20 protein-coding genes and 1 CRISPR repeat array are annotated in these 25,482 nt (G+C 40.4%); of the genes, 11 read left to right on the top strand and 9 right to left on the bottom strand.

Going from position 1 to position 25,482, the window contains the following annotated elements; translation table 11 throughout:
• Positions 1 to 307 precede the first annotated feature (307 nt).
• Positions 308 to 1,256: direct repeats of the CRISPR family, unit length 30 nt; unit sequence GTTTATATTCCTCATTGGTTGACTTATAAC.
• 257 nt (positions 1,257 to 1,513) lie between these two features.
• Genes DU53_RS04800 through cas6 form a run of 5 tightly spaced genes read right to left on the bottom strand, consistent with a single transcriptional unit; the run spans position 1,514 to position 7,953 of the window.
• A complete protein-coding gene (locus DU53_RS04800) occupies positions 1,514 to 3,886 on the bottom strand; it encodes a CRISPR-associated helicase/endonuclease Cas3 (RefSeq protein ID WP_063727768.1) in 2,373 nt (790 codons plus the stop codon).
• The gene (gene cas5b / locus DU53_RS04805) at positions 3,879 to 4,676 is read right to left on the bottom strand and encodes a type I-B CRISPR-associated protein Cas5b (protein WP_063727769.1); all 798 of its coding nucleotides are present in this window, start codon (positions 4,674 to 4,676) and stop codon (positions 3,879 to 3,881) included. Before cas5b ends, DU53_RS04800 begins: the two co-directional genes overlap by 8 nt.
• A 9-nt stretch (positions 4,677 to 4,685) precedes the next feature.
• Positions 4,686 to 5,738 carry a type I-B CRISPR-associated protein Cas7/Cst2/DevR gene (cas7i, locus tag DU53_RS04810; protein WP_063727771.1) on the bottom strand — a complete coding sequence of 351 codons (1,053 nt, stop codon included), beginning with the start codon at positions 5,736 to 5,738 and terminating at the stop codon, positions 4,686 to 4,688.
• Positions 5,738 to 7,228: a type I-B CRISPR-associated protein Cas8b1/Cst1 gene (gene cas8a1, locus DU53_RS04815; protein ID WP_063727773.1), complete on the bottom strand. Its 1,491-nt coding sequence runs from the start codon at positions 7,226 to 7,228 to the stop codon at positions 5,738 to 5,740. The genes cas7i and cas8a1 overlap by 1 nt, the downstream gene beginning before the upstream one ends.
• Positions 7,225 to 7,953 carry a CRISPR-associated endoribonuclease Cas6 gene (cas6, locus tag DU53_RS04820; RefSeq protein WP_063727775.1) on the bottom strand — a complete coding sequence of 243 codons (729 nt, stop codon included), beginning with the start codon at positions 7,951 to 7,953 and terminating at the stop codon, positions 7,225 to 7,227. The genes cas8a1 and cas6 overlap by 4 nt, the downstream gene beginning before the upstream one ends.
• 974 nt (positions 7,954 to 8,927) lie before the next feature.
• Here cas6 and DU53_RS04825 point away from each other — a divergent pair.
• Complete coding sequence (locus DU53_RS04825; RefSeq protein WP_063727777.1) at positions 8,928 to 9,983, top strand: hypothetical protein; 1,056 nt, start codon at positions 8,928 to 8,930, stop codon at positions 9,981 to 9,983.
• 46 nt (positions 9,984 to 10,029) lie between these two features.
• On the opposite strand, the gene DU53_RS04830 is transcribed toward DU53_RS04825, so the two are convergent.
• From DU53_RS04830 to DU53_RS04840, 3 genes are read right to left on the bottom strand one after another with little or no spacing between them, the layout of a single operon-like run.
• Positions 10,030 to 11,058 (bottom strand): L-threonylcarbamoyladenylate synthase, encoded by a 1,029-nt coding sequence (locus DU53_RS04830; RefSeq protein ID WP_063727780.1) that lies wholly within the window; start codon positions 11,056 to 11,058, stop codon positions 10,030 to 10,032.
• The gene (locus tag DU53_RS04835; RefSeq protein WP_063727782.1) at positions 11,055 to 12,818 is read right to left on the bottom strand and encodes an acyl-CoA dehydratase activase; all 1,764 of its coding nucleotides are present in this window, start codon (positions 12,816 to 12,818) and stop codon (positions 11,055 to 11,057) included. Before DU53_RS04835 ends, DU53_RS04830 begins: the two co-directional genes overlap by 4 nt.
• Positions 12,819 to 12,822: 4 nt before the next feature.
• Complete coding sequence (locus DU53_RS04840) at positions 12,823 to 14,079, bottom strand: 2-hydroxyacyl-CoA dehydratase subunit D (protein WP_063727784.1); 1,257 nt, start codon at positions 14,077 to 14,079, stop codon at positions 12,823 to 12,825.
• Between the two features lie 357 nt (positions 14,080 to 14,436).
• Here DU53_RS04840 and DU53_RS04845 point away from each other — a divergent pair, with 357 nt between their 5' ends.
• The 10 genes from DU53_RS04845 to DU53_RS04890 all read left to right on the top strand — a co-directional run bounded on the left by DU53_RS04845 (position 14,437) and on the right by DU53_RS04890 (position 24,574).
• On the top strand, positions 14,437 to 15,195 hold the full coding sequence (locus DU53_RS04845; RefSeq protein WP_063727786.1) for a metallophosphoesterase: 759 nt from the start codon (positions 14,437 to 14,439) through the stop codon (positions 15,193 to 15,195).
• A gap of 78 nt (positions 15,196 to 15,273) precedes the next feature.
• Positions 15,274 to 15,510, top strand: coding sequence for a glutaredoxin family protein (locus tag DU53_RS04850; protein WP_015868319.1), 237 nt, complete (start codon positions 15,274 to 15,276; stop codon positions 15,508 to 15,510).
• Positions 15,511 to 15,603: 93 nt separating this feature from the next.
• The gene (galT, locus tag DU53_RS04855; RefSeq protein ID WP_063727788.1) at positions 15,604 to 16,566 is read left to right on the top strand and encodes a galactose-1-phosphate uridylyltransferase; all 963 of its coding nucleotides are present in this window, start codon (positions 15,604 to 15,606) and stop codon (positions 16,564 to 16,566) included.
• Positions 16,559 to 17,692 carry a galactokinase gene (galK, locus tag DU53_RS04860; RefSeq protein WP_235599711.1) on the top strand — a complete coding sequence of 378 codons (1,134 nt, stop codon included), beginning with the start codon at positions 16,559 to 16,561 and terminating at the stop codon, positions 17,690 to 17,692. Before galT ends, galK begins: the two co-directional genes overlap by 8 nt.
• Positions 17,693 to 17,813: 121 nt before the next feature.
• The gene (locus DU53_RS04865) at positions 17,814 to 18,875 is read left to right on the top strand and encodes a BMP family ABC transporter substrate-binding protein (RefSeq protein WP_015868322.1); all 1,062 of its coding nucleotides are present in this window, start codon (positions 17,814 to 17,816) and stop codon (positions 18,873 to 18,875) included.
• Between the two features lie 10 nt (positions 18,876 to 18,885).
• Complete coding sequence (locus tag DU53_RS11895) at positions 18,886 to 20,796, top strand: ABC transporter permease (protein WP_015868323.1); 1,911 nt, start codon at positions 18,886 to 18,888, stop codon at positions 20,794 to 20,796.
• Complete coding sequence (locus tag DU53_RS04875) at positions 20,789 to 21,721, top strand: ABC transporter permease (RefSeq protein WP_015868324.1); 933 nt, start codon at positions 20,789 to 20,791, stop codon at positions 21,719 to 21,721. Before DU53_RS11895 ends, DU53_RS04875 begins: the two co-directional genes overlap by 8 nt.
• Before the next feature lies 1 nt (position 21,722).
• On the top strand, positions 21,723 to 23,216 hold the full coding sequence (locus DU53_RS04880) for an ABC transporter ATP-binding protein (protein ID WP_063727791.1): 1,494 nt from the start codon (positions 21,723 to 21,725) through the stop codon (positions 23,214 to 23,216).
• Positions 23,217 to 23,228: 12 nt separating this feature from the next.
• Entirely contained in the window at positions 23,229 to 23,675 is a 447-nt protein-coding gene (locus DU53_RS04885) for a PspC domain-containing protein (RefSeq protein ID WP_015868326.1), read from the top strand.
• 5 nt (positions 23,676 to 23,680) lie between these two features.
• Positions 23,681 to 24,574: a hypothetical protein gene (locus DU53_RS04890; RefSeq protein ID WP_015868327.1), complete on the top strand. Its 894-nt coding sequence runs from the start codon at positions 23,681 to 23,683 to the stop codon at positions 24,572 to 24,574.
• On the opposite strand, the gene DU53_RS04895 is transcribed toward DU53_RS04890, so the two are convergent.
• Positions 24,566 to 25,468: a diacylglycerol kinase family protein gene (locus tag DU53_RS04895; protein WP_063727793.1), complete on the bottom strand. Its 903-nt coding sequence runs from the start codon at positions 25,466 to 25,468 to the stop codon at positions 24,566 to 24,568. The two genes, DU53_RS04890 and DU53_RS04895, sit on opposite strands and share 9 nt — an antisense overlap.
• Between the last annotated feature and the right edge of the window lie 14 nt (positions 25,469 to 25,482).

Here is a 25,482-nt window from a genome sequence, read left to right on the forward strand (position 1 = left end):
ATCCATTTCGTCATATTTCTTCACCGTTCTGAAATCGTGGCCTGTTTCGTTGGCTATATTTCTTAGCGACTTCCCTTTAAATTCACGTAGATATTTGATATGATGTATCTGGATCATTGTCAGCACTCCTTTCTAACCCCCTTTAACTGTTTTGGTGTGCAATTAAAGGGTAATGGATTTTCCGGGTGCTGGCAATGATCTTTTTCTTTTCCTTACTGCTGGATTTTTATCCTGCCACTTGCTGTATTTTTATTTTGCCATACACATATACACTTAACTTCGTAAAAATTCATGAGAGAATGTATGAGTTTACATTCCTCACTGGTTGACTTATAACGGTCAACTCTCGGGACAGCGATAGCGGGGTTTATTGTTTATATTCCTCATTGGTTGACTTATAACTTAACTCCGGTTGTCTTCAGTTTCAATACACGATTAGCGTTTATATTCCTCATTGGTTGACTTATAACCCTTTTTGCTGACCTGATGAAGAATACCCTGGTAGATAGTTTATATTCCTCATTGGTTGACTTATAACCCAGTTAACATACCTTTTCTTAAAGGATTATTCAAACGTTTATATTCCTCATTGGTTGACTTATAACCAGCGTTTACCAACGTAACCGCTGATGACCTTATGTTTATATTCCTCATTGGTTGACTTATAACATTATCCCGACTCTCGGGTATTCCTCATCATAGAGTTTATATTCCTCATTGGTTGACTTATAACCTTAGCAGAAGTCAGGAAGAAACCAACAGAATGAGCGTTTATATTCCTCATTGGTTGACTTATAACACCAGAGTACGTGAAGCTCTTGGTATTCCTATAGAGTTTATATTCCTCATTGGTTGACTTATAACTTTACGTGCCCTGATTCTTCTGATTATCTTCATGTTTATATTCCTCATTGGTTGACTTATAACATCCAGCACAACCATTTTCGATCGACGCGCGCTCATGTTTATATTCCTCATTGGTTGACTTATAACTATTCATCTCCTGCGTCATTTAGATACCCGATTATCTGGTTTATATTCCTCATTGGTTGACTTATAACAGCCTTCTTCGAGTTGGAAATATCGGATTTTTGACGTTTATATTCCTCATTGGTTGACTTATAACTTGAATCAATTTCCTCGACATATTCTAGAAAATGTTTATATTCCTCATTGGTTGACTTATAACCAAAGCGCCATAAAGCTGGATGGAACCAACGGTAATGGTTTATATTCCTCATTGGTTGACTTATAACCCATTTACACATAAAATGTCTATAAAACGCCATAGAACTAATATACAGAGCAACAATTGCAAACTTTTTGTCCGCTTTATATTTAGCTTATCACAGAAGAATATTCAAGATATTTCTGTCGACCTTGTCAAAGACCACCTAATTTCCGCCAAAAATACTTCTGACGAAAACAAAGTTGTAATTGTAAGGCTTATTCCAAAACGTTTACAGAGCTTTTGTCGATCTCCAGGTATTTTCCGCTTATTCCAGGTCGACATTTACTCTTCAATCAATCCTAATGAATCATTGTAAATAGCTTTTCTGTGAACATAAATACCTCTGCAATAGCTATATAGTCTATCTGGGACGTTTTCAAGTCTTTGGTTTATGTAGTCTTCAAGTAATGAAATAGTCTTTCGTCTATTGCCTTGAGGAATACTGATTGTGTAAGTACTGACCACCTTTTCTTTAAAATTAATCCATGTCAGTTCATTATTATCTAAAAGTATTTTAACGGTATTTATCGCCTTATCTACCATATTGGCGGGTATAACCGTGATATTATTTATCTCTCTAAATATCCGTTGAGCGTCCCTTTTTCTATCAGACATCCAACCAGATTCCAAAATAGCAAGAGCCTCCCTAAAATTCCGCATGTAATTAGTATTTTCTATATCTGTATACACTGTTTCGACCAAATCTGCTTTTATGGATTCATCAAGAGGTTCTGAAAAGTCTATTCGCCTTCCAAATACAAGGTCTTTTCTATCTTTACTTTGTAGATCCAAAAGGGTATCTACTGTTCTCAAAATGATTTCTTCTGGATAAACTTCAGCGTTTGTGATTTTAAGATCAGATTTTTTACCTCTTCCCTCAATATGTACTATTACGTTAGGTTCACCTCTGTATTTATATTCATCGCGAATATATCGCAGTACTCTTCCAAGTCTTTGGATTAAACTATCCATCGGCGCAATATCTGTATATAAATAATCTGCAGAGATATCAAGTGATGCTTCAATAATCTGCGTTGTCACGAATACACCACTTTTCCGTACCAAGTTGTTAGGAAAAAACTCTTCAATTTCCTTCTCTTTAACCCGGCGATCACGTGGTGTAAACCTAGAATGGAGAAGATGTATTTTACTCTTTTCTAATTTACTTTTTGATGTATTGATCAGTTTCTCATAAACACTCATTGCTCGTTTTACGGTGTTAGCTATAACCAAAACCCGTTTACCCTCGAAGGCTTTTTCAATAATTTCATCAATAGAATCTTCCAAACCTGACAGCCTTATACTTAACTTATGTTTCTTAATTCCTCTAAATACCTCTGGGTAAATGTTTATTATGTTGTTTTTATCAACAAGCGGTTCTATTTCTGTGCGAATATGTGGGGGTAAAGTTGCTGTCATGAGAAGGAATTTTCCACCAAGAGCTGACACATCTTTAAGAAGTTTTATAACAACCGCCGCGGCTTGCGGACTATACGCCTGTACCTCATCCACAACAAGCGCAGAATTCTTGAGAATGGCATATATTTTATCATAACCTGGATACTGCAATGCAGCGGGAAATATCTGATCACCTGTTGTCACAATGTTTGGATATGCAAGGTTTCTCGCAACATTGATATTAAAACCACTCAAGAATTCTCCTGGTTGCTTACTTTCAATATCTGCATCTGAGTGCAAAAGTCCTACCTTTTCACCATTTTTAGAGAATAATTCTGCAGTACGAGCATACATAGCATTAACTGCTGACCTGAGGGGAAGAGTAATTACAAGGCGTCGATCTCTTGCCCACATGTAAGCAAAGTATGTTTTTCCAGCTCCTGTATTAGCAATTAGTATCGTATTATCTGTTGAGTTTAACTTTCTCTTTTGCCAATTATCCTTGTCGGTAATTCCCTTATCTTCCATTTCCTTGAGCACTATTTGTTCTCTGTTATCCGTCTGCCATACAGAAGCCGCTGCTACCATTTCTTCGTTCAGTTCATTTTCTTGGTCTTCAAAGTACGAAGCAAAATGGTCAGAATATTTCAACAATCCTGATTGGATTATTATGTTGCTCATATCTTCGAATCCGCTCAGGTATCTTGGAACAGAAAGCTTCATTTTATAGGGTGGTATCAGAATATCCAAATCGTTAAGAGAAGCGCCGTGCAGAATATTCTCTAATAAAGTCATATCTAGTTTCAAAATGCCCTCGAGCCCAAGGGCATTGTTCAGATCATTTAGGATTTCATCGAAAATTTTTCGATATTCAATCACCTTTTGCACAAAAACTTTCATTTTCACATTTGTTGTCAGCAAACCTGTCATTTCCTCCCGCCAATGATGAAAAAAAATGGCAGTTATCGTAGGTTTTAGTTGCATATTGTACTTCTGCACTAACTTTTTCTTATCAAAGCAAAATACAGACACAACGTTATGAGGAACTCGGGGAAACGAGTCCATAAAACTATCCTGGTAAGCTTCACTGCCAAGTTCTTTTTGAAACGCAGGATATATCTTCCCAACATCATGTAACAAAGCTATTATTTCCAGCTTTCTATCACCAATAGATCTACCAACCCTACTTACGTGTTTCAAGTGATCCACGAGATTAACTCCACTTGATTTTGCGAGAAACTTTGTGAGGTCATACACCTTTACCACCACCGATTTTCACAAGCCACAAAGGAAGATTTTCTGTTTGATCTAAGAGAAATTTATATGGCTGTATATAATTTACGGGTAAACCTCTTGGCGAAAAGAGCTTCACGCGTATGTATGAAAAATCCCGTACAGTTACGTTATGCAGGTTAACCAGCTTATATACAGTACTCACCAAATATGTACCCCCAGCGATTCTGTTTAAAAATTCGTTGTAATTCGCTGGCAAATAATTGCCTTCATACTCTAACGGTAGCCAGCTATAATAGTCTACCTTCCCTACATATTCGGTAGGTTCTTCATCCACATATACGTACTCAACCTTTTCTGGAACCACTATATCCTCTGCCATTCCCAAATGCAATGCTGGGATATCCTCTTTAAGATTATTTTTTATCTGCTCCATCAATCTTCCATCTGTTAAAAGATATATAAGGGTTCTTACATTGTGCAGCCTATCTCTGGTAATAGGAGATTGCCCGCCAAAATGTTCTAATTCACCATTGTGCATTCTGTTATCCACGCTTCCAAAGCGTTTCACATGTGCTTCTTTGTATAAGTTCCTGTACCAGATGTATTCAGTATATCTTGTCTGAAATTTTGAATATATAGCAATGGAAAGACCTTCATTGAGCAGTTTGTGGTGTTCTCCCAGTATCGTGGTACACAAAAAGCCTATCACTGTCGAGTACATGGGAAGTGGATAACTAATGATATGACCGGAGGTGTTAGGCATCCTGAAAGTTGCTGAGTCCTGCAAGAGTACTATTTTCAGCAATTTCATACGAATCGCCTACTCAATATGGGTTTTTATATAGTTTTTGAACTCCTCGTAATCGTAATAACTCAGTTCCCCATCCTCAAGAATATCTTTACGCAGGTTCTGAACAAACACAACAGGGTTTTCTCCTCCGTTTTCCTTTATAATATAGCCGTTGTTGTTTATAACATTTCTGATCTCCTCAGCTGGGATTCTTTCTGTTTTTGGATTTGTTCGCACAAAATGATGGAAGATTGGTACAGGAATCTTAACAGGAGCAGCAATAAGAAATAGCGGCACGATGCCATAATCCTCCCCAGCTCCATGAGCAATAAGACCGTCTTTTAAAACCTCAAGTATATCAAGGACACGTTTAACTTTCTCCTCTGGATTTAGTTTGAATTCAAGCAAATTTTTCTCTTTGTTTAGAATGACCTTGCCTCCTTGAGTCTCTATATCCGGGAAGTTATCAGTACTTAATCTGCCAATAATGTCTTTGTTTAAATACCATGTGTCCTCTCCCAACCTTCTTAAGTCTATATTCACACTAAATTTGAACAAGGAATAGCTTTCCTCTTTTGAGTATGGATCAGGTGTAGCAGGCTCTTTAGGCAATGTCTTGTTATAACGTGAAACCATAGCATGATTTGCATAAAATCCTGTATCTCCTTTCCATGAATAAAGAGAAATAGCTTTTGTGGCGGAAACAGGTGCTTTGCGTGTTAAGGTAACAGATATACCAGTCTTTCCGCTGCCTTTTTTCTCCGCAGTGCTCATGTATCCAAAAGCATCAAGTTCTGCATATCTTATGATATCTCCAACTACCTCTATTTCTTTTCCGGGTCTTAATAACTCATGCTGAAGCACTTTATTTGCAACTGTAAGAGGTGCCATTTTCCACCTATCTGGGAAACGCGCCACTAATGTGTTGATAAACTTGTTTGTCATCCAGGGTCTGCTAATCATGGTGTAGATCTCGTTTCCAATACTCAACTTCTTAAGTGTGGTTATATTACCTATAGATTGATCTCTGTTCATGGAAGAAAGCTCGAAACCAATTGTTACAGTCACACCATTTAATTTCATTATTTTCCCCCCTGTTCAGTATTTTCAAAAACTTTACCAATGAATGTGTAAAGCTTCAGTTTGAACATTTCATCATCTTTTTCATCGAAGATACTTATAATGTTATCGTCTAACAAAGCTTTATGTGCTGCAAATGTTCTTTCAATAAGATACATAGCATCATCTCTCGCTCCTATTCTCGTTTTTTCAAGTATTTGGTGAGATAACTTTGCTAAATCTTTCTTTAATTCCGGCTGCAACGACATGGCTGCATTTCTAACCCGCCAGAGACTCATTTGATCACCTCCGTTATTCACCATTTCATATATGAGATCCTGTAAATTAATCATCAAGTAAATAACTTGGTTTTCGCTTACGTAGCCAATGTACGAACGTAATTCTTCAAGGCTTCCTTCTTTGTTTGAAACTATATATTTAGTACTAAGATAAAGCACATTAAATAACCACCCCACATCATCTTGAACAAATCTTTCAAATATTTCAGTGTTGCGCATTGCCATAAGTGCATTACTTGCCCGCTCTGAACCAAGTAATTGCTCGACTTTGTGCGATGGTATGTAAGTAATTCTCGATTTTGAAAAATCCGAATCTATTTGATACATTTCTATAGACAAAGTACTCCAAAGACTAAAGGTAGTGGCTATCATAAGCAACTGTTTTAGAAGAGATTGAAGAAACATACTTGCAGGACTCTTTATAGATCTTTTGGATGCAATTTCTTTCAATTGCTTGTGCATTTCTTTCATCAACTTAAAAGAATGTGCGTTCACAAATAAATATTCCCCTGTCGGACCTCGAACAAAGGATAAAAGTCCATAAAAAAGTATAGACAGGCACTCGGGACAGATTGGAATGCTCGGTTTAAAGCTCCAATAGAAACTTGGAAAGTGCCCTGGAGAACTTGCAGCATACTTTAAGGTACGATTATCCATAAACATTCTGTCAGAGTCTTTCGGTACATTGAATTTATTTCCACATAACGAACAATGCAATGATTCATTTAAGGTTTCTTCCTCACCGCCAAAAAGCCTTGCAACCAAATTAATTACGTCTTCTTCTTTAACCCCTGCACTAATAGCATTGGCAAATGGACCGCTTTTCAAAAAATATCTGGTGCGCACAGTATGAAATTTTTCGAAAGGATCGTTGCGTTTTTCAACATTTTCTACCTTTTCCAAAAAATCCTTAGATGCATTACCAGGTTGCTTTAAAAATTCAATCGTTTCTAACACAAACATCCAAGCATTAACCGGAACTGTTTCAATAAAATCTTGCCCTTTTCCGCTCGTGGGAGGCGGTTGCAATTTTTTTGGTAGATCATCTATAACATCCCACACAGGTTTGTACAACAAGGACATCACACCATCATCTACTTTCAAAGTACCGTCATCAAGGTATTCAACCGCCTGCTCCCCAAAGTATTTGGTAATCGATTTGGCGAAACCTATCACCGCTGCATTGTAAAACCATGGTCCTGGATAAAACCTCATATGCCCTCTCCCCTTATAACTATATAACCAAAACCTTGACCCGTTCTATGACCAAGTCCGTAATCATACACAAACTGAAGGAGCTCAGGTGATCCATAAAGTCTGAAGCTTCCTCTGTAACCAAAAACAAGTCCACCGTAATGCCTAACGGAATCGAATTTACCGTTAAGAGGCTCTAAATAAAGATTTCCGTGAGCTTCTTTACCCATAAAGTAGTAATACTTATCTTTGCTGTACTCTGAAAGAATCCTGTTAAAATATTCAAGATCATCATATGGCGACAGATATCGCGCTCCCCTCTTATTAGGATCTTTCAGTACTATCCTTTCCAAAGAATCACAAACAATCTCACTTTTTGTTATTCTTTTTGGGGGTAGTACACGTATATCACTGACTCTAAATTTACTTTGATACAACTTTATTTCATCGCTTCTTTTCCATCTACCGATGAATCCGTTCAAAAGTTGTGCAAAAAATGCATGATCCCCAGATGAAACTTTTAAAATAACAGGACCTGTAAAAGTGAAGGTACGATTATTTAGAGCGCATTCATATCCAAGACGAGCAGCAAAACAGAATGGTTTGTGTTTTTTGATACCATACAACTCTTGATATCTATTCTGTTCTTTAACTATGGTCTTAAACAAAAATATAAATCCTTTACGATACTCGTCCGGAAATGTATTGGTAGCCTCCTCAGGTTTAAGAAAAACAGATATTCTCAATAATAAACCTCCTTTCAATATGTGGTAAGTCATATGCAATTAGATCCTACGCACGGTGGAAAGTTTCTATGGGTTTTTGCGTTTGTTTAGTAAAGTTTAATGATGTAATGATAGAAGCTCGACACGACATTAAAACATTCATTCACTTCCAATATATGTTATAACACATTAACGCGAATATCCAAACAAATTAACTGATAATTTGTAATATAATAAGTAATCACAATACTTCACTTAATTTGTTTATCCAAAAAGAATATGAAAGCACGAACAACGAAATGCCGCTAACACGCTCTGGTCTTTAGAAAGACTATGATTTCGCATTCGTATATGGTAAAAAACAAAAAAAACACCGGGAAACTCCCGGTGTTTTTGCTTTTCTTCAATCGCTTAGTACTGAAAGCACATCTGGTTCAAAATATCTACTTTTATCTCTTCTAACTTTCTTTCTATCTCTTTGTTTTCTATCTCTTTGTAATGAATTCTTCTTTCCTTGCTCATTGTGCGCTCCCCCTTTCAGTATTTCTGATTTCAGAACAGGTGAGGTTCAGCATACAGTCTCTGCAATACTTCGAGTTTTCTTTTTTCAATCTGCTTTTCAATGCTTTTTTCAGCGATTCTCTTTTTCATCCTGCTCCCTCCTTTATAAAGGTCTTTATCTTTTACATCAATAATATACCATTTAAATTTATAAATGTCAAGAGTGATATTAAAAATTTTATAGTTAATCTCAAAATAATTTCGATAAAAGGCGAGAGATACAGGGGGCAATTCGCCCAAACCAGCTTAGATAGCTGTATATTTCTGGTTTTATAATATAGAATAGAAAATTCGCTCTTCACTAAATAAATTTGAGTTTTTTATAAATAATCAACAAGTTTCTTTGGATATATTGTATGAATCCTATAGTTGATGGTATTATACTAAAGAAAAATACGACTTCATATCTTCCGGGTATCATAAGGAGGTTCGCTATGAAAAATTTAATTCCGCTGTTAATAATCATGTTCCTTTTATCCGGGTGTTCGCTTTTGCAAATCACATGCCCAATGGAGGAAACCATTGCCAACGAGGTTGAGGTCAGACCTCCCGTTTTGAAATATTCTCTCGTAAGCTCTCTAGAAGAAATCTATCTGGCCAATGTACTCGTACCAGATAAATGGAATGAGTACTATGAAGATGCCGACAGATCCGCTCAGGAGCACTACCAGTGGTTGAAAGACACATACGCAGCGATGGATGAAGACATGAAAGACTCTCTGGTGGAAATTTTCGAGAATGTTAGTGACTGGAAACTGATGGATCTGAGTACAAAACTATCAGATAGTTGCACGTTGGATGATATCCTGACGCTTTACAATTCAGCTATCTTCGAGCTTCCATATTCCGTGAGGCAGAATCTGAAAAAGCTTCTTCCATATTACTATGAAAATTTCTTTCGGGATTATTTTGAAGGACACGTACAGGAATTTGAGGAGTTAGCAGAAGCATTGACTCTTGAAGCCCAAAATTATGAAAACCCTTACGAGTTCATTGAAAGAATGAGCGGGATTGAGCTTGGCGATTATTCCTGTTTGTTCTATTTTACTTTCAGAAAGGTTGGAGCCTATGGATTCAGTTACGGCAACTTAAAAATCTCCACCCTTCAACGAAACGTCACAACTATCGAAAAACTTTATTTCACACCCCTGCATGAGTATTCTCACGCTTTTTTCCGGACTTTTACCAATTCAGATGAATTCGAAGATCTTGTGGAAAAGTTGAAAAATGATACCGGTTTCTATAATTTCTGGTTTACAAATCCTAATTTAACTCGTTCCTATCTCTGGAAGGCCTTTTGCGAAGAGAACCTCGTAGAGGGATTCGCGAAGTTCCTGAGGGAAAAGCTCTACGGAGAAAAAACTCACGTGAAAATTTACTACTACGATCTTGATTTCTACCTATATCTTAAAGAGATTGATTATAATCCTGGAACAATGACACTTAAAGATGTCTCCCTGGATTTTTATAGACAAAAATTAAGTGAATGAGAAATTAGTTATCACAGAAAGTCTTTTGCTGATACTATGGCCGCCTTTACATAATCCTCCAGGCGGCCTTTCTTAATCTGTTCATTATGGCAAGTCCTACACCAGTCTCCGGAAATGCTTCGCTTACTATCCGTTCGAATTCTTCACCTGGTTCACGAAGTGCATAAAATAGATTCGCCGCAACCTCGTATAGATTATCCCTAGAACCTAAAACCCTTCTCTTGATCTCTCCCGGATAAAGGTGTTCTGTTTCTCTGGAACAGAGTATGATTGAGTTTTTTTCAAAAGCGAAGGTTATGATCTCCTTATAACGTTCCCGAGGATCACCTTCAACAAGTATCAACTCTATCTTCGGAGAATAATGTCTATATTTCATCCCGGGTGCAAGAGCCGGTCCTGAGTACTTTTCTTCCGCTTTCACGAATTCTGGAACCTCCAGATCCGGCAAAAGCGTTTTAAGCCTCTCGACAGAAATAGGCCCCGGTCTCAAAAGTGTTGGTTTTCCCCTGCTTAGATCTACGATGGTGGATTCTAAACCAAAAAGTGTCTTTCCTGCTAAAAGCATACATGCAATTCTTCCATCCATATCCTCAATCACGTGAAATTCATCGGTAGGGCTTGGTCTGCCGGAAAGATTTGCGCTCGGTGCTGCTATGGGCAATCCTGCAATCTCTATGAGTTTTTGGGCCACAGGATGGCTGGGAAATCTTATTCCTACATTGGGCAACCCTGCAGTAACGATATCAGGAATTCTCCTGGATTTTCTGAAGATTATGGTTACAGGCCCCGGCCAGAGAAGTTCTACAAGCCACTTGTAATCATTCAAGTCATCTAAAACGAGTTCTTGAGCCATTTCAATTGATGAGACATGTACTATCAAAGGATTATCCTGTGGTCTCCCCTTTGCCTCAAAGATCTTGCTAGCCGCTTTGGCATCCAGAGCATTCGCCCCAAGACCGTAAACCGTTTCTGTTGGAAAAGCAACGAGTTCTCCCTTCTGCAAATACCTGGCGGCTCTTAAAATAATACCTTTGTCCGGCTTGTTCGTATCAACGAACAGTTTTTCCGTTTTCAAAACCGCTCACTCTCCTCCATTCTCTCCATGGCAATGAGTGCCGCTCCGTAAGCACCGACGATGTCAGGGACATCTGGTATCAGGAGTGAGGTTCCGAGCATTTCTTCCAGTGTCCGTACCATCCCTTTGTTTCTGGCAACGCCTCCTGTGAAAACCGTTGGCGGTTCACATTTCAAACGCCTGTACATCGCTTTTATCCTTTTTCCAATAGACTCAAAAAGCCCCGCGGATATATCTTCAACGGATTCCCCTTTTCCTAAAAGCGAAATAACCTCGGATTCCGCGAAAACAGTGCACATACTGCTTATAGGAACTATTTTCTTCGAGTTGAATGCCGCTTCGCTCATTTTACCCAGATCCAATTGAAGAACATTCGACATAACCTCGAGAAATCTTCCCGTTCCAGCTGCACATTTATCATTCATGACGAAATCAACCACTTTGCCACTAGCATCCAGCCTTATGACCTTACTGTCCTGTCCGCCCATGTCTATAACGCTTCTCGCCTGGGGGAAGAATCTGTGCGCTCCTTTTGCATGGCAGGTTATCTCCGTTACGGCATCATTGGCAAAGTCGATTATATTCCTCCCGTATCCTGTGGCTATACAATAGGAAATATCATTCATATTGAATTCCAGTTCCCTCATTAAATCCTCAAGGAGTTCTGTCGCTTTTTTTGAAATATCCCTTCCTGTCTTTTCGCTTCTCCAGCCTATTATATTACCCATCTGATCAACAACAACTATGTTGGTTGTTGTTGAACCCGAATCAACCCCAACAAAGAGTTTTCCTTCGCCCCTTCGAACGTGGGTCATTTTCTCCTTTTTGAGTGTTTCTATGAAAGCTCCAAGCCTTGTAAGCAACTGTCCACCCGAATAGAGAGGATAATCAATCTCCACAAATATAGAGGGCTTTGAAATCTTCACATTTCTGTATTCGAAACCGTAAAAATCGCAGAATTTAGGAGAACCAAAAATGACGCCATCGATTTCGAACTCCATCAGGAGCTCTTCATAATCTTTTCTAACAGCAACCTCAAAACGCCCGCATGGAATTCTCGACTGTAAAAGCCTTTTCGATATTGCATTTAATGGATTCTCACGAGTGCTGTAATCACCGGTAAAACCGCGGATTCCCCCACAACTTTCGTTAAGAACCATCTTCCCACCAGCTTTTCTAATTAGCTCACCAATTTGGACCGATTCAGCAATCCCGCCAAAATAGGCTATTCTCGGCAAAAAGTTAGAGTCTCTTTCGCTTTCTGGTGTATAGATCTTCCCGCTTCCGGCAGCTTTCAAAGCCGCTGAAAGTTCTTCAGCGGAATAACCCTCCCTGTGAACCTTCCAGAGATGTTTTTTTAGCTTGATAAATCTCTCCATTCCCTTTATAAGCTCATCGGTGGTTATTGGTTTGCCTCTCAATTCGGAGAGAAATTCTGTTAACCTCTTCAATTCACCAGCATAGAATTCAACAGCGCTATCATCGTTTCTCCATGGGAGCCTGAGTGTGAAGACCTTTGCTTGAGAATTTTTCATCAAGACATCCGCTGTTCGTCTCATTCCATCGCACGAGTCCACAGCAATATAAACATCATCTTTTTTCAGGTTCTTCACACCTTCATATACGGATTTGCAATAACCGCAGAGATTGCGGTGTATCAACGGATCCTCTCCGGATTCTCTGACCTCCAGCTTCTGGAAAGGTAACCCTGAAGCAATCAGAATTTCAACCGGTACGTAAGTACATGCGTAATATATCATCTTCCTATACCCCCAACATCTCAAAGAAAGCTTTTACCCTTGTACTAAATTGTCCGGCGCTTTCTGCCGTATGATCCACACAGTCTCCATCCAGGGACAGGAAGGGTATCTCTTTCTCGATGAACTGCTTCTTAAGATACCCAACCGCTCCACTTGATTGGCGGCATCCCCAATGAGAAAAATGAACCACAGCATCTACTTTCAATTCCTCGCTAAGCTTTATGAGAAAATTCCCTCTTTCTTCTACCGTCCCATTTTCTATGTTGAATACCAGTTTTTCAGCGAGACTCCTTATGGGATCCTTTGGATTCAAAGGATACACCCAGTCCCACCAGAGTTCTGAACTAACAACTGATACCTTACCATAAGGTGAAAACAGCTCGAAAAGTTCGTTGTCGTAGTAAGGCGGTATATGAAGCCAGAGAACTCTCTTCTCAGGATCCTGCCATTCTCTATCAAAATCTGAAAGGAATCTATTTGAAGCTTCCAGCAACCTTTCATCACCTACCAAAGTGTGGAGAACGTAAAGCGTGTTCATATGTTCATACACCTCGAAGGGAATAACCTTTTCAGCGAGCTTTTTTCTCGCTTGAAGAAGATTCTTCCTTGTTTCTTCTTCTATTTCGAGGATTTCTGAGAGCCTGTTCATATTGTAAGTTTGTCCTGTGATCTCTTCCACGAAGGTTATGAGCTCACGAAGTTGTTTCTCAACATAGGGAACGTATTCCTTTTTTCGACCGCGCGGGACATCTATCATGAAAAAGGGGACCCCGTAAGCCTTTGCTATCGAATGAAACGTTCCTGCATTTCCGTCGCATAAAACCGATGTGGTCATTGTAAACAACGGCTTTGGAAAACTTTTCCAAATTGCTGTTCCCAACGAGCACCGATGAAACGTGCAAAGAGAGGGCGTTACTCCTTCGCTCATGCTCAACTCTATTGCGTACCCCTCGAGGTGCATGGCTGACATCGTTCCGGCAATACCCTCAGCTGAAACGGGGTTCAAACCTGCAGCTATCAGTATTTCAGAAGGCGCGAGAAGATTCACCCAGACGCTGTTGTTTCCTCTTACCGCCTGATATACCTCATAAACGGCAAGGTGATTTATACTGGCAACAAAAGAAGGTTTCTTCTTATCCGGAAAATTTTTTCTTTTGAAGAGTTCGAAACTTAATCCCATACTCAGATACCTTCTGAATTTTTCGGGCTGATCTAGGTAATTGCTTAAGAACTTTCCGAACAATCTACTCGATTTTGACATAAGCACCTCCCGAGTTCGATAATACCCGCACTTTCGAGATCTTCAGGAAAGTCTGCATTAATACTCTATATATTAAAATCATACACGATATCATCTGCCTGAAGTTAGAAATTACGTGCAACTATATGAAGCATTATACACGAGCTTTGTATGTACAATTCGCAGATAATTATGATATACATGTATGGGAAAATCAACCTGTACCTGTTAACCCGCATTTACAATGTAGATCACCTTAAAAAACCACAAACCAGGGTAAGCATCAAACTCACGTGGTTTATCCATGTGTACCGAATACTCATTCAGAAGGGAGGAAATCGGTATTCCTTGTGCAATTTAGTGAGAAGAGGAATATCGATGTTCTTTGTGAAGGGAATAATAAAGAAGGGCACAACTATCCTCATGATAGCGGTTTTCGCATTGGCTTTTTATGCGTTTGTTATCGAACCAGAAATATTGAAAGTGAGGAAATTTAAGATATCTAATAATAAGGGGTTGAAAGTCCTCTTCTTTTCGGACCTCCATATGAGGCATTACACAAAATTCCACACCCAACTGATAAACCAAATAAAAGAACTTAAACCGGATTATATACTTTTTGGTGGTGACGCCATCAAGTCGGGAGTTAATTTTTCTGATCTCCAGAGATTCTTTACAGAGCTTTCGAAAATAGCCCCATGTTATGCTGTTTTCGGCAACTGGGACTACGATATCGGCAGCAAATTAAAAGAGGTGTACAAAAATAGCGGGGTAATTCTCCTGGATGGAAAAGAAGCAGTCCTTTCTGGCAAAAACGGTAGCCTAACCCTCGTTGGCATGCCTTTGAACAGGCGTTACACTTTTACAGGTAATAAACACCCTCTGGTATTTGGTCATTATCCCCATACTATCTTTCGGTATACCGGGATCGAACCGGTACTTTACCTTTCCGGCCACACACACGGTGGTCAGGTTTATATCCCATATATCTCAAATCTTCTGCTTAAAAATAAATATCCAATCCTAAAAGGTATGGGTAACTTCGGTAAGCATAGGGTTCTTGTATCTGCGGGAGTCGGTTCATGGCTACATTTCAGGCTTTTCGTTCCTCCAGAGATCGTGTTAATACAGTTTTGAAACAGTTGACAGTGTTTTTTGGCAATGCTATAATAATTTTTGATATACCCATATGGGGTATAAGGAGGTGACACGATCATGCATCTGAAGGTTACGGTTTATTCCACTCCGTCCTGCCCGTGGTGCAGAAAAGCAAAACAGTATTTCAAGTCTCTTGGCATTCCTTTCAAGGATATAGACGTAAGCAAGAACCAAAAGAAAGCCGAAGAAATGTATAGAAAAAGCGGGCAGATGGGTGTTCCCGTAATAACGATAGGCAACCAGGTAATCGTTGGTTTCGATAAGGCAAAAATCGACAAAATTTTAGGTATTTAACAGAACCTATCAATGAAGTAAGGCGGTTTTTTTTAGACCGCCTTTTTTGTGCTATACTTTTTGTGTAGAACGTTCAAGGGGGGTATAGCGATAATGCACGAACTTCGGTTCAACCCGCTAACAGGTGAGTGGGTAATTATTTCTTCCACAAGAAGTTCCCGCCCGGTACTCCCAGAAGGAAGCTGTCCATTGTGTCCAGGAGTTCTTGAACTGGAAAAAGATTATGATCTTGCTGTTTTCGACAACCGCTATCCCTCCTTACTGCTAAATGCTGAAGAGCCACATACTTACGGTTCCCGGGTATTAAAAACGGAAAAAGCCATTGGAAAGTGCGAAGTAATAATGTACACTTCTGAGCATAACTCGGCAGTATCAAAGCTGAACTTAAAACAGCTTACAAAACTCATCGAGGTCTGGTGCGATAGATACCGCGAACTTTCAAATTTGAACGGGATTAAGTACATCTTCATCTTTGAAAACAGAGGAAAAGAAGTGGGGGCAACCTTAAGCCACGCTCATGGCCAACTGTATGCTTTTCCCTTCATCCCTAAAAGGATAAAAGAAAAACTTCATACGATGAAAACGTATTATCTTAAAAATCTTTCCTGTGCTCTATGTGATCTTATAAAAGAACACTCTCTTGAAAAAAACGTCGTTAGAGAAACTGAGTATATGTTAACCGTCGTTCCTCCTTACGCAAGATTCCCCTATGAGGTGCATATATATCCCAAACGTCACGTTTCAGCCATTATTGATCTAACAGCCAGGGAAAAAATAGATCTCGCCGTGGCTATAGGAGACGTGGCAAAGAGGTACGACAAACTCTTCGATGAAGCTTTCCCTTACATGATGACACTGTATAACCCTCCCGTAAACACAGGAGAGATTCACGATGACTATTTCCACTTTCACGTTGAGTTCAATCCACCAAAAAGAACAAAAGACAAGCTGAAATGGATGGCCAGCGTTGAAACTGGTAGCTGGACGTTTATAAATCCATCAGAACCCGAAGAAGTAGCAAAAAAACTCAGAGAGGTGGTGATAGACAATGGGTAATTTCGAATACTATGTTGCCCCTGGGAGAATCAACATAATAGGAGAGCATACTGATTACAACGATGGCTATGTTTTACCCGCTGCGATAAACAAATATATTCAGGTCGGGGTCAGAAAAGCACCAGACAACAAGATAACCGTCAGATCCGCACAGAAAGGAACCTCTGCATTCTCCACAGATTCTATCGAAAAGGCCAATGACTGGTCAGACTATATAAGAGGCGTTTTCTGGATTCTTAAAAAGGAAAAGAACATAGATTTCCCTGGATTGGAACTGGAAATTACCTCGAACATTCCGGAAGGCGCGGGTCTTTCAAGTTCCGCCGCTCTTGAAGTCGCGGTAATAACCGCGCTAAATGGACTGTTGAACCTTGGCCTTACAGATAAGGAAAGGATTATTCTCTGCCAAAAAGCAGAAAACGATTTTGTTGGCGTCCAATGCGGAATAATGGACCAGTTTGCAAGCGTAATGGGAAAAGAAAATAAAGCGATCTTTCTCGATACCTATACGATGGATTACGAATACATCCCTCTTGAGCTAAAAGACTATTCTTTACTTGTAATAGATTCGGGAGTAAGGCATACCCTCTCATCCGGTGACTACAACAAACGAAGAGAAGAAGCAAAGAAGGCTCTTGCAGAGCTTGGGAAAACCAGCTATCGCGATGTGAAACTCGCCGACGTTCTTATGGCACGTTCTAAGATAAGCGAGATAAGTTACAGGAGAGCTATGCACATCGTTTCCGAGAACATGAGGGTTCTCGAAAGTGTGGATATTTTGAAACACTCAAATTTTGAAAACCTTGGCAGACTCTTAATCCAGTCCCATGAATCTCTGGCTTTCGAATACGAGGTATCATGCGAAGAACTCGACTTTATGGTCGAAAAGCTCAGGAATCTTCCCGGCGTTTCAGGGTGCAGGATGATTGGCGCCGGATTCGGTGGTTCTGTCCTCGCAATCTGTGAAAAACGGCAGTGGACAGCATCATCTCAGAGCTTTCAGAGGTTTATAAAAAAGCATACAATCATGAACCAAAATTTTACGATGTTCTTCCATCTGATGGCGCAAGAAAAGTGGAAAAGCCTATTTTATGAAATTAGGCTTTCAAGTGTTGGGTCGGTCTAGCCGACCCTTTTTGTTTTGAATTGAGGGATTGGGCTTGTTAGTAAAAAACTTGAATTCCAGAGAGCATTTGTGTGACAATAACTACGTCAGGTCAACTCATCTCATCCTTAGGGGGGATTGTATGAAAAAGCTTGGTTCGTTCGGATTAATTCTGCTAATGGGGCTGTCAATCTTTGCACTCAAAATTGGGTTCGTTTATGTTGGCCCTGTAAGCGATGCTGGGTGGTCGTATGCACACGATCAGGGTCGCCAATACCTGGAGAAAATTTTCCCGGGCATCGAAACGATGTATTTCGAGGCCGTGCCTGAAGGTGCAGAGTCTGTGGCAAGAATCAGGCAATTGGCCGCTGACGGTTGTGACATAGTCTTTACAACAAGTTTTGGCTATATGGATCCAACCCTTGAAGTCGCAAAGGACTTTCCCGATACTATCTTCATGCATTGTTCAGGATTCAAAAGAGCCGAAAATGTGGGAACATACTTCGGAAGAATCTACCAGGCTGATTTCCTCGTCGGTATGGTAGCTGGTGCGATGACAAAAACAAACATTATCGGCTATGTTGCCCCGCACCCAATTCCCGAAGTGGTCAGAGGTATAAACGCTTTCACTCTCGGTGTTAGAAAAGTAAATCCGTATGCTGTCGTCAAGGTTGTCTGGGTTAACGCATGGTTCGATCCCGCCACAGAGAAGGAAGCTGCTCTCAGTTTGATAGAAGCTGGTGCAGACGTTGTAGCCCACGGTCAGGACTCTCCCGCTGTGAACCAAACAGCACAGGAACATGGTGTCTGGTCGATAGGTTACAACAATGATATGTCAGCTTTTGCGCCGGAATCTCACCTCACAGCGGCAATCTGGAATTGGGGCCCGCTTTACGAGAAAATAGTGAAAAGTGTTATCGATGGTACGTGGAAAAGCGAAGATCTGTGGCCTGGCCTTGAAATGGGCGTTGTGGACATAGCTCCCATCCATTCTGCTGTACCCCGCCCCATAAGAGCTTTTGTTGAAACCTATAAGAAAAGAATTGCCCTCGGACAATATAAAATATTTGAAGGACCTATAAAGGATCAAAATGGCGAGGTCAGAATACCCGAAGGGGTAGTACCAAGTGACGAAGAGCTTCTCTCCATGTACTGGTTTGTAGAAGGAGTAGAAGGAACATTACCAGAATCACCTGTGGAATAAGTGAAAAGCTATGCGTAAGAGCCTGTTATTACTCTCCATAGTTGCTATCACAACAGCGTTTATCGTTTCCGGAATATATCTGGCAGAAGTGCAAAAAGGCACTTCTGCTGTTTATTCTGAGCTGAAAAACCTATGCGATGAATTCGTCACTGGTATCGAAGGGGATGTTGAAAACATAAAAGAAGTAATTTCTGATTATACCTATAGCTTTTCCTTTTCTTCCAATAAGTTGAGTGAGTTTGTGGCCGGTCTGCAAAACAGAATAGAAGGCCAGGATTTTTACATCGTTTTGAATAGTGGTGACCAGGTTGACGCCTTTGGCTATTACAAACTGGTTCCAGGAAGCTTTTTCCCGCTCGATGAAAGGAAAGAACCGTGGTTCCTAAAAGCCAGAGAGTTTTCAGAAAATGTTTATATCAGTTGTATATACCTTGAAAGAGGGAAACTTTATGTTGATATCTCCTTCGATATTGGAAACATTGAAGGTGTTCTGAGAGTAACCAGGATACCTCTGAACAGTGCAACAAAGTATCTCACCAAAAAAGAACGATACGGCATGGTGTTAACGGATAAGGATTTTGTAGTTATAGCCTCGAACGACTATCAAAAAGGATCAAAAGTACCTGCTCTTGAAAAAGTTTCAGAAGGATTAAACAAATTCGATTCCGGTGATACATGGCTGGTAAAAAAACTGAGCATTTCTGGACAAACGCTGTCTACGGCTTTTTATGTAAACAAGGATATCATTGAATCACAGAAGAAAAAATTAAGGGAACGTTATACCCTTTGGGTGTTGATTTTGATAGCGCTGGAAATGCTATTCTACATATTCATTATTAGAAGGAGATATGTAATAACCATAGAGGAAAAGGAAGAAAGCTCAAAAAGCATTATAGTCCCGATAATCTCTCTTTTTGTCGCCCTTGGAATCATAGCGGTGCTGATCTTGATTTTTGGTGAAAACCCACTTTACGGTATAAGGGAAATGTTTTCATACGCTTTCCTCAGCAGAGCGGGGCTTTCTGAAACGCTCAACAAAGCTGTTCCTATAACGATAGATGCTTTTGGCCTCGCTATTGCTTTCTACGCCGGGCTCTGGAATATAGGGATGGAAGGGCAATTTTACCTTGGGGCCATTGGAGCAGTATGGATATCTGTCTTTCTCATACCCGGTGCACCTGTGTGGATATATTTCATAATCATCCCGCTTTTTTCAATCCTTATGGGAGCTATCTGGGGACTGATTCCAGGGTTCCTGAAGGTAAGATTTGGAGTAAATGAAATTCTATCGACCCTCATGTTCAACTATGTCGCCATAAGAATCGTGGATTATCTTGTTTACGGACCGTGGAAAAGCTCGTCTGTTAGAAACTTCCCGCTTTCAGATCCGATACCAGTTAAACTTCCGAAAATTCCAGGTACAGATGTGCATGTCGGGATATTCCTGCTTCCCGTTATAGCCTTGTTGTTGTGGTTCGTGTTTCAAAAAACAACCTTAGGATTCAAATGGAAAGCGATAAGGCTTAACAACCGGGCTGCCCGTTATGCCGGAATGAACCCCAGACGATTCTTGCTCTTAGCAATGGTCATAAGTGGAGCCTTTGGAGGGCTTTCAGGAGCAATTCATATGATGGGCGCACAATATGTACTTCAATCCCACTTTTCACCAGGCTATGGCTACACAGCTATCATTGTTGCCTGGTTGTCCGGGTTAAATCCCTGTGGAATTATGATTTCCGGACCGCTTCTCGCGGGGCTTTTCGTAGGAAATGCGAGGTTAGAATTATTGATGAAATTTCCTGTGGCAGTTTCCAGTTTCTTCCAGGGAATTGTTCTGCTGACGCTTTTAGTCGGGGGATTCTTGCAGCGTTATCATGTTAAAGTAATCCCCCGCACCGGGAAGGTGAAACAACATGTCTGAACTTCTTTCTATTACAACCGATCTGGCAAAAGCAGCCGTGAGAGCAGGAACTCCATTACTATTCGCGGCCGCCGGCGAGCTATTAACGGAGCGCTCCGGTGTACTCAACCTTGGAATCGAGGGAACCATGTTAATGGGTGCGATAACAGGGTTTGCTGTCGCAGTTCAAACGGGAAACCCTTACTTCGGAATACTCGCAGCAGCAGTAGTTGGAGCTATTTTTGGATACATATATTCTCTTTTTGTGGTAAATATGGGGCTCAATCAGGTTGTTACAGGTCTCGCCTTTATGATGATTGGAACTGGCCTGAGTGGTTATATAGGGAGAGCTTATGTTGGAATAGGTTTGAAAAACTCTCTAAAGCCCATAGAAATCCCATATCTTTCAAAGATTCCGGTTCTCGGAAAAGCCCTTTTTTCCCAAGATATACTCGTTTATTCATCTATAATCCTCATCGCATTACTCCATTACTGGTTATTCAAAACACAGAATGGCCTGCACCTAAGATCCGTAGGAGAATCGCCAGAAACAGCAGATTTCACAGGTATAAACGTTTTCCTTACCAGACAGTTCGCGACTTCATTAGGAGCAACTATAATCGCTGTTGGAGGGGCTTATATTTCCATCGCCTATTCTCCTCTGTGGGTGGAGAATATGACAGCCGGAAGAGGCTGGATAGCTCTCGCTCTGGTCATCTTTGCCGGCTGGAGACCATGGAGGGCTTTGCTGGGTGCATATCTTTTCGGAGGAATCTCCGCATTGCAGTATCGTGCGCAGGTTTTAAATGTGAAGCTTTCCCCCTACATTATGGATATGTTCCCGTACCTGCTTACTGTACTGATAATGATTTTCATATCCTCTGAAGCTGCAAGGCGGAAACTCGGTGCGCCTTCAGCAATTGGAATACCTTACAGGAGAAGATAGTATGCAAATCAAAATGGAGGGTATTGTCAAGAAGTTTGGTTCTGTTGTTGCTAACTCCCAAGTAGACTTTGATGTACTGCCCGGTGAAGTACACTCGCTACTCGGGGAAAACGGTGCAGGAAAAACAACTCTGATGAAGATCCTGTACGGAATACACATTCCGGATGAAGGAAAGATATTCATCAACGGAGAAGAGAGTTTCATACAATCCCCGCGTGTTGCTCTTGAAAAAGGTATAGGCATGGTTCAACAGCACTTTTCATTGGTACCATCTTTCAGTGTATTCGAAAACGTTATACTGGGGCTTAAAAGTAGAGAAAAGCTCGATAAATTGAGAAGAGCCATTGAGGAAATTATTGAAAGGTTTCATCTCGGACTCGATCTGGATGCAAAGATCTGGCAGCTCTCGCACGGGGAAAAACAAAAAGTGGAAATCCTTAAGTTTCTGTATCGCGATGTGGACCTACTGATCCTCGATGAACCCACGTCGGCCCTCGCACCATCCGAGGTGTATTCTCTCTTTGACATAATCCGTGAGTTGAAATCAACGGGAAAATCTGTCGTATTCATAACCCACAAATTGGAAGAGGTTTTTACCGTTTCAGACAGAATAACCATTCTTAGAAAGGGAAAGAAAATTGCCACTGTGGACGCTACAAGCGTTTCACCCCAGGAAGTCGTCAAGATGATGGTTGGGGAATACACAATCATTGAGAAATTCCCGAAAAACATCGGCAAAGAGATTTTAAGGGTAAGAAACTTCACAGTTATTGGGGATAGGGGGACACCCGCAGTTAGAAATGTCTCTTTCGATTTAAGAGCCGGCGAGATTCTCGGGATAGCCGGTGTTGAAGGCAACGGGCAACGCGAGCTTGCAGAAGGGCTCTACGGTTTGCGGACCTACGATGGGGAAATATTTCTCCATGGAAATCACGTGAGAATAAACTCTCCCCAAAAAGCCCTCTCATACGGGATAGGTTATATACCTGAAGATAGATTTGTGACAGGGTTGATACCGGATCTATCGGTTAGTGAAAATATCGTTCTTAAGTCGATAAGTGGCACCCCATTTTCATCAAAAGGGATTATCAACCGGGAGAAAGTCAGGAATTTTTCCGAAAAGGTGGTGAAAAAATACAGGGTATCACTTCCTTCTATATGGGCACCGATAAAGAAACTGTCAGGCGGTAACGCTCAAAAGGTTCTGGCGGGAAGGGAACTGGAGGCTCCGTTGAATCTTTTGATAGCTGTTAACCCCACTAATGGACTTGACGTAGCCTCAACCGAACATATTCATAAATTACTACTGAAAACAAGCCAGAATGGAATCCCTGTCTTACTTATTTCCACCGATCTCGAAGAAATATATAAGATTTCTGATATCATAGTAGTAATGTATAAAGGTAAACTGACAAAAAGGATAGAAGCATTACCTGAAAACCAGGAGCTTATCGGTCAATTAATGGCCGGGGTGAACTTCGAGAAATACCTTTAAAGGAGGGATCTTATGAAAAGGCTCTACAAATCACGAAAAGACAAAGTGATCGACGGAGTTTGTGGCGGGATAGCCGAATATTTTGGAATAGACCCGACAATAATAAGGCTTATCTGGGTACTGCTCCTCTTCGCCCATGGCGCAGGGTTAATCCTTTATCTCATCGCCATGATTATCATTCCGCGAGAACCACTGGGTGCTTCTGCAGAAAATACGGATCAAAGCGCTGAACGTTCGGTTAACACTACCCCGACTTCTTTAGAGGACAAAGAGAATAAAATTGACAAAAATCGATTGTTAATGGCTCTCATTGTGATTGTAATTGGGTTTGTCCTCTTGATGAGTTCTTTCACTACTTTTACAATATTTTCGGTAGTCTTCGGAAAGATTTTCCTTGGTGTCCTGCTCATGGCAGGAGGGGGTTATTTGTTGTACAAGCTGGTTAAAGAAGGGGAGTGAAATCCTTGAAACTAGCCCTTGGATTAATTCTCGTCATTTTAGGCATTTTACTCGTTACTGGAAACCTTACAATGGATTCGTTTCATAACGTGATGTTTAACCTCTCAGACTTTTGGCCAATGATTTTGATCTTCGTCGGTCTGGGAATACTTTCCAGCGTCAAAGGGTTCCACTGGGTAAAATACGTGAATAATATTCTTATCGCTCTATTCGTGTTGTTCCTATTCTTCTGGCCCTCAGGAATCATTGGCGAAGGGGAATTTCAAACCAGCGAACTTCTTCTGGAAAATCCGGAGAATGTGAAAGTTGAAGCGGTTGAGATTTATCTCAAATCTGACGTTCTTACGCTCACTATAAACAACTTATCTGGCGTGGTACAGGAAGACAAGATTGGGGATGTTTGGTATTCCGTATCTTCCGGAACGGTTTTCGACATTCAAAAAAAGTTAAAAGGTGATAGATTTATCATCACCCTGAATGTGCAAAAGAAAGATTTTCTAAGCTTCATAGATAAATCAAAGGTCGTTCTAAACCTTAATCCAGCTTACAAATACATTATTTACACGAAATCCGGCGTGTTCAAAACTGATCTTGATCTTTCCGGTCTTACTATTAAAGAACTGAACATCGAGAGCGGTATTCTGGAATTTTCATTAAATCTCTCTCAGTCCATTTATACGTCTGTAACTCTCAAGGGTGGAGTTATTAAAGGAGAAGTAAACGTCCCCGAAGGTGTAAAGCTGACGCTCAATGCTGGCACTAGTATGAAAAAGATACGTTCCCTCGGAGTACAGGAACATCGTTTTGATTCAAATTATATCTTTGGCTCCATGGAAAGCCCCATCGAAAGTACACTGAAAATTGACGCCGGCATACTGGATCTAGAGGTTTCACGCTGAAGCTATTTTCAATGCTCTATCTACGATCTTTATTGTCATGGGGAGTTTTCCTACGACCTCTCCATCCATTTCTATGAGCGTCTCTTTTTTTCCTTCAATTTTTATAACACGTCCCGTGTTGTGAAGCACGGGATTTACTTTTAAATGTTCTCCTTTGTAAACATCAGGAAAATGACAAAAGAGCTTTAACTTCGGCATCTTGGTTATTCCTACTATATCTATTTTCCCATCAGAAGGATCATCCAGAGGGCAGATCTTCATGCCTCCACCAAAGTATTTTCCATTTCCAAAAACCATGAAAAACTGCTCTGTATCGAGTTTTCTGCCATCAATCTCAAGGTTCAATGGGTACGTTCCTGTTACAAGAAATTCTATGAAGAAAGACATCAAATACGAGAACGTCCCTCTGAATTTAAAACGTAACCTATTAAATCTTGTAGTGACCGCAGCATCAAATCCAGTTCCCACAACGTTAACCGCATAGCGTTTTTGCACACGACCATTAAAATCAGTGAACTCCGTATACAATAAATCACATTCTATAAACTTATTTCCCAATGCATTCTTTACCATATCAGGATAATTATTTGGAATGCCTAGTGTCCTTATGAAATCATTCCCTGTACCAACACCAATTATTCCAACAGGTATATCATGTCCACCTTCAATGAGACCATTAACAACTTCATTGAGTGTTCCATCTCCACCAACGCTTATAACTCTGTCGTAGCCTTCAGCTTTTTTGGCAATTTTCCAGGCGTGTTCCTGAGATTCAGTAAAGACAACATCGAATTTTCCAAGAATATTTTCTAAAAGCCCTGAAATTTCGTTCTTATAATCGGTAAGACCTTTTCCATTGGAAGCGGTTGGATTAACGATCACCAAAACCTTCACGTTTTCACTCCTTA

It is taken from the genome of Kosmotoga sp. DU53, assembly GCF_001639905.1.
Taxonomy (GTDB): Bacteria; Thermotogota; Thermotogae; order Petrotogales; family Kosmotogaceae; genus Kosmotoga; species Kosmotoga olearia.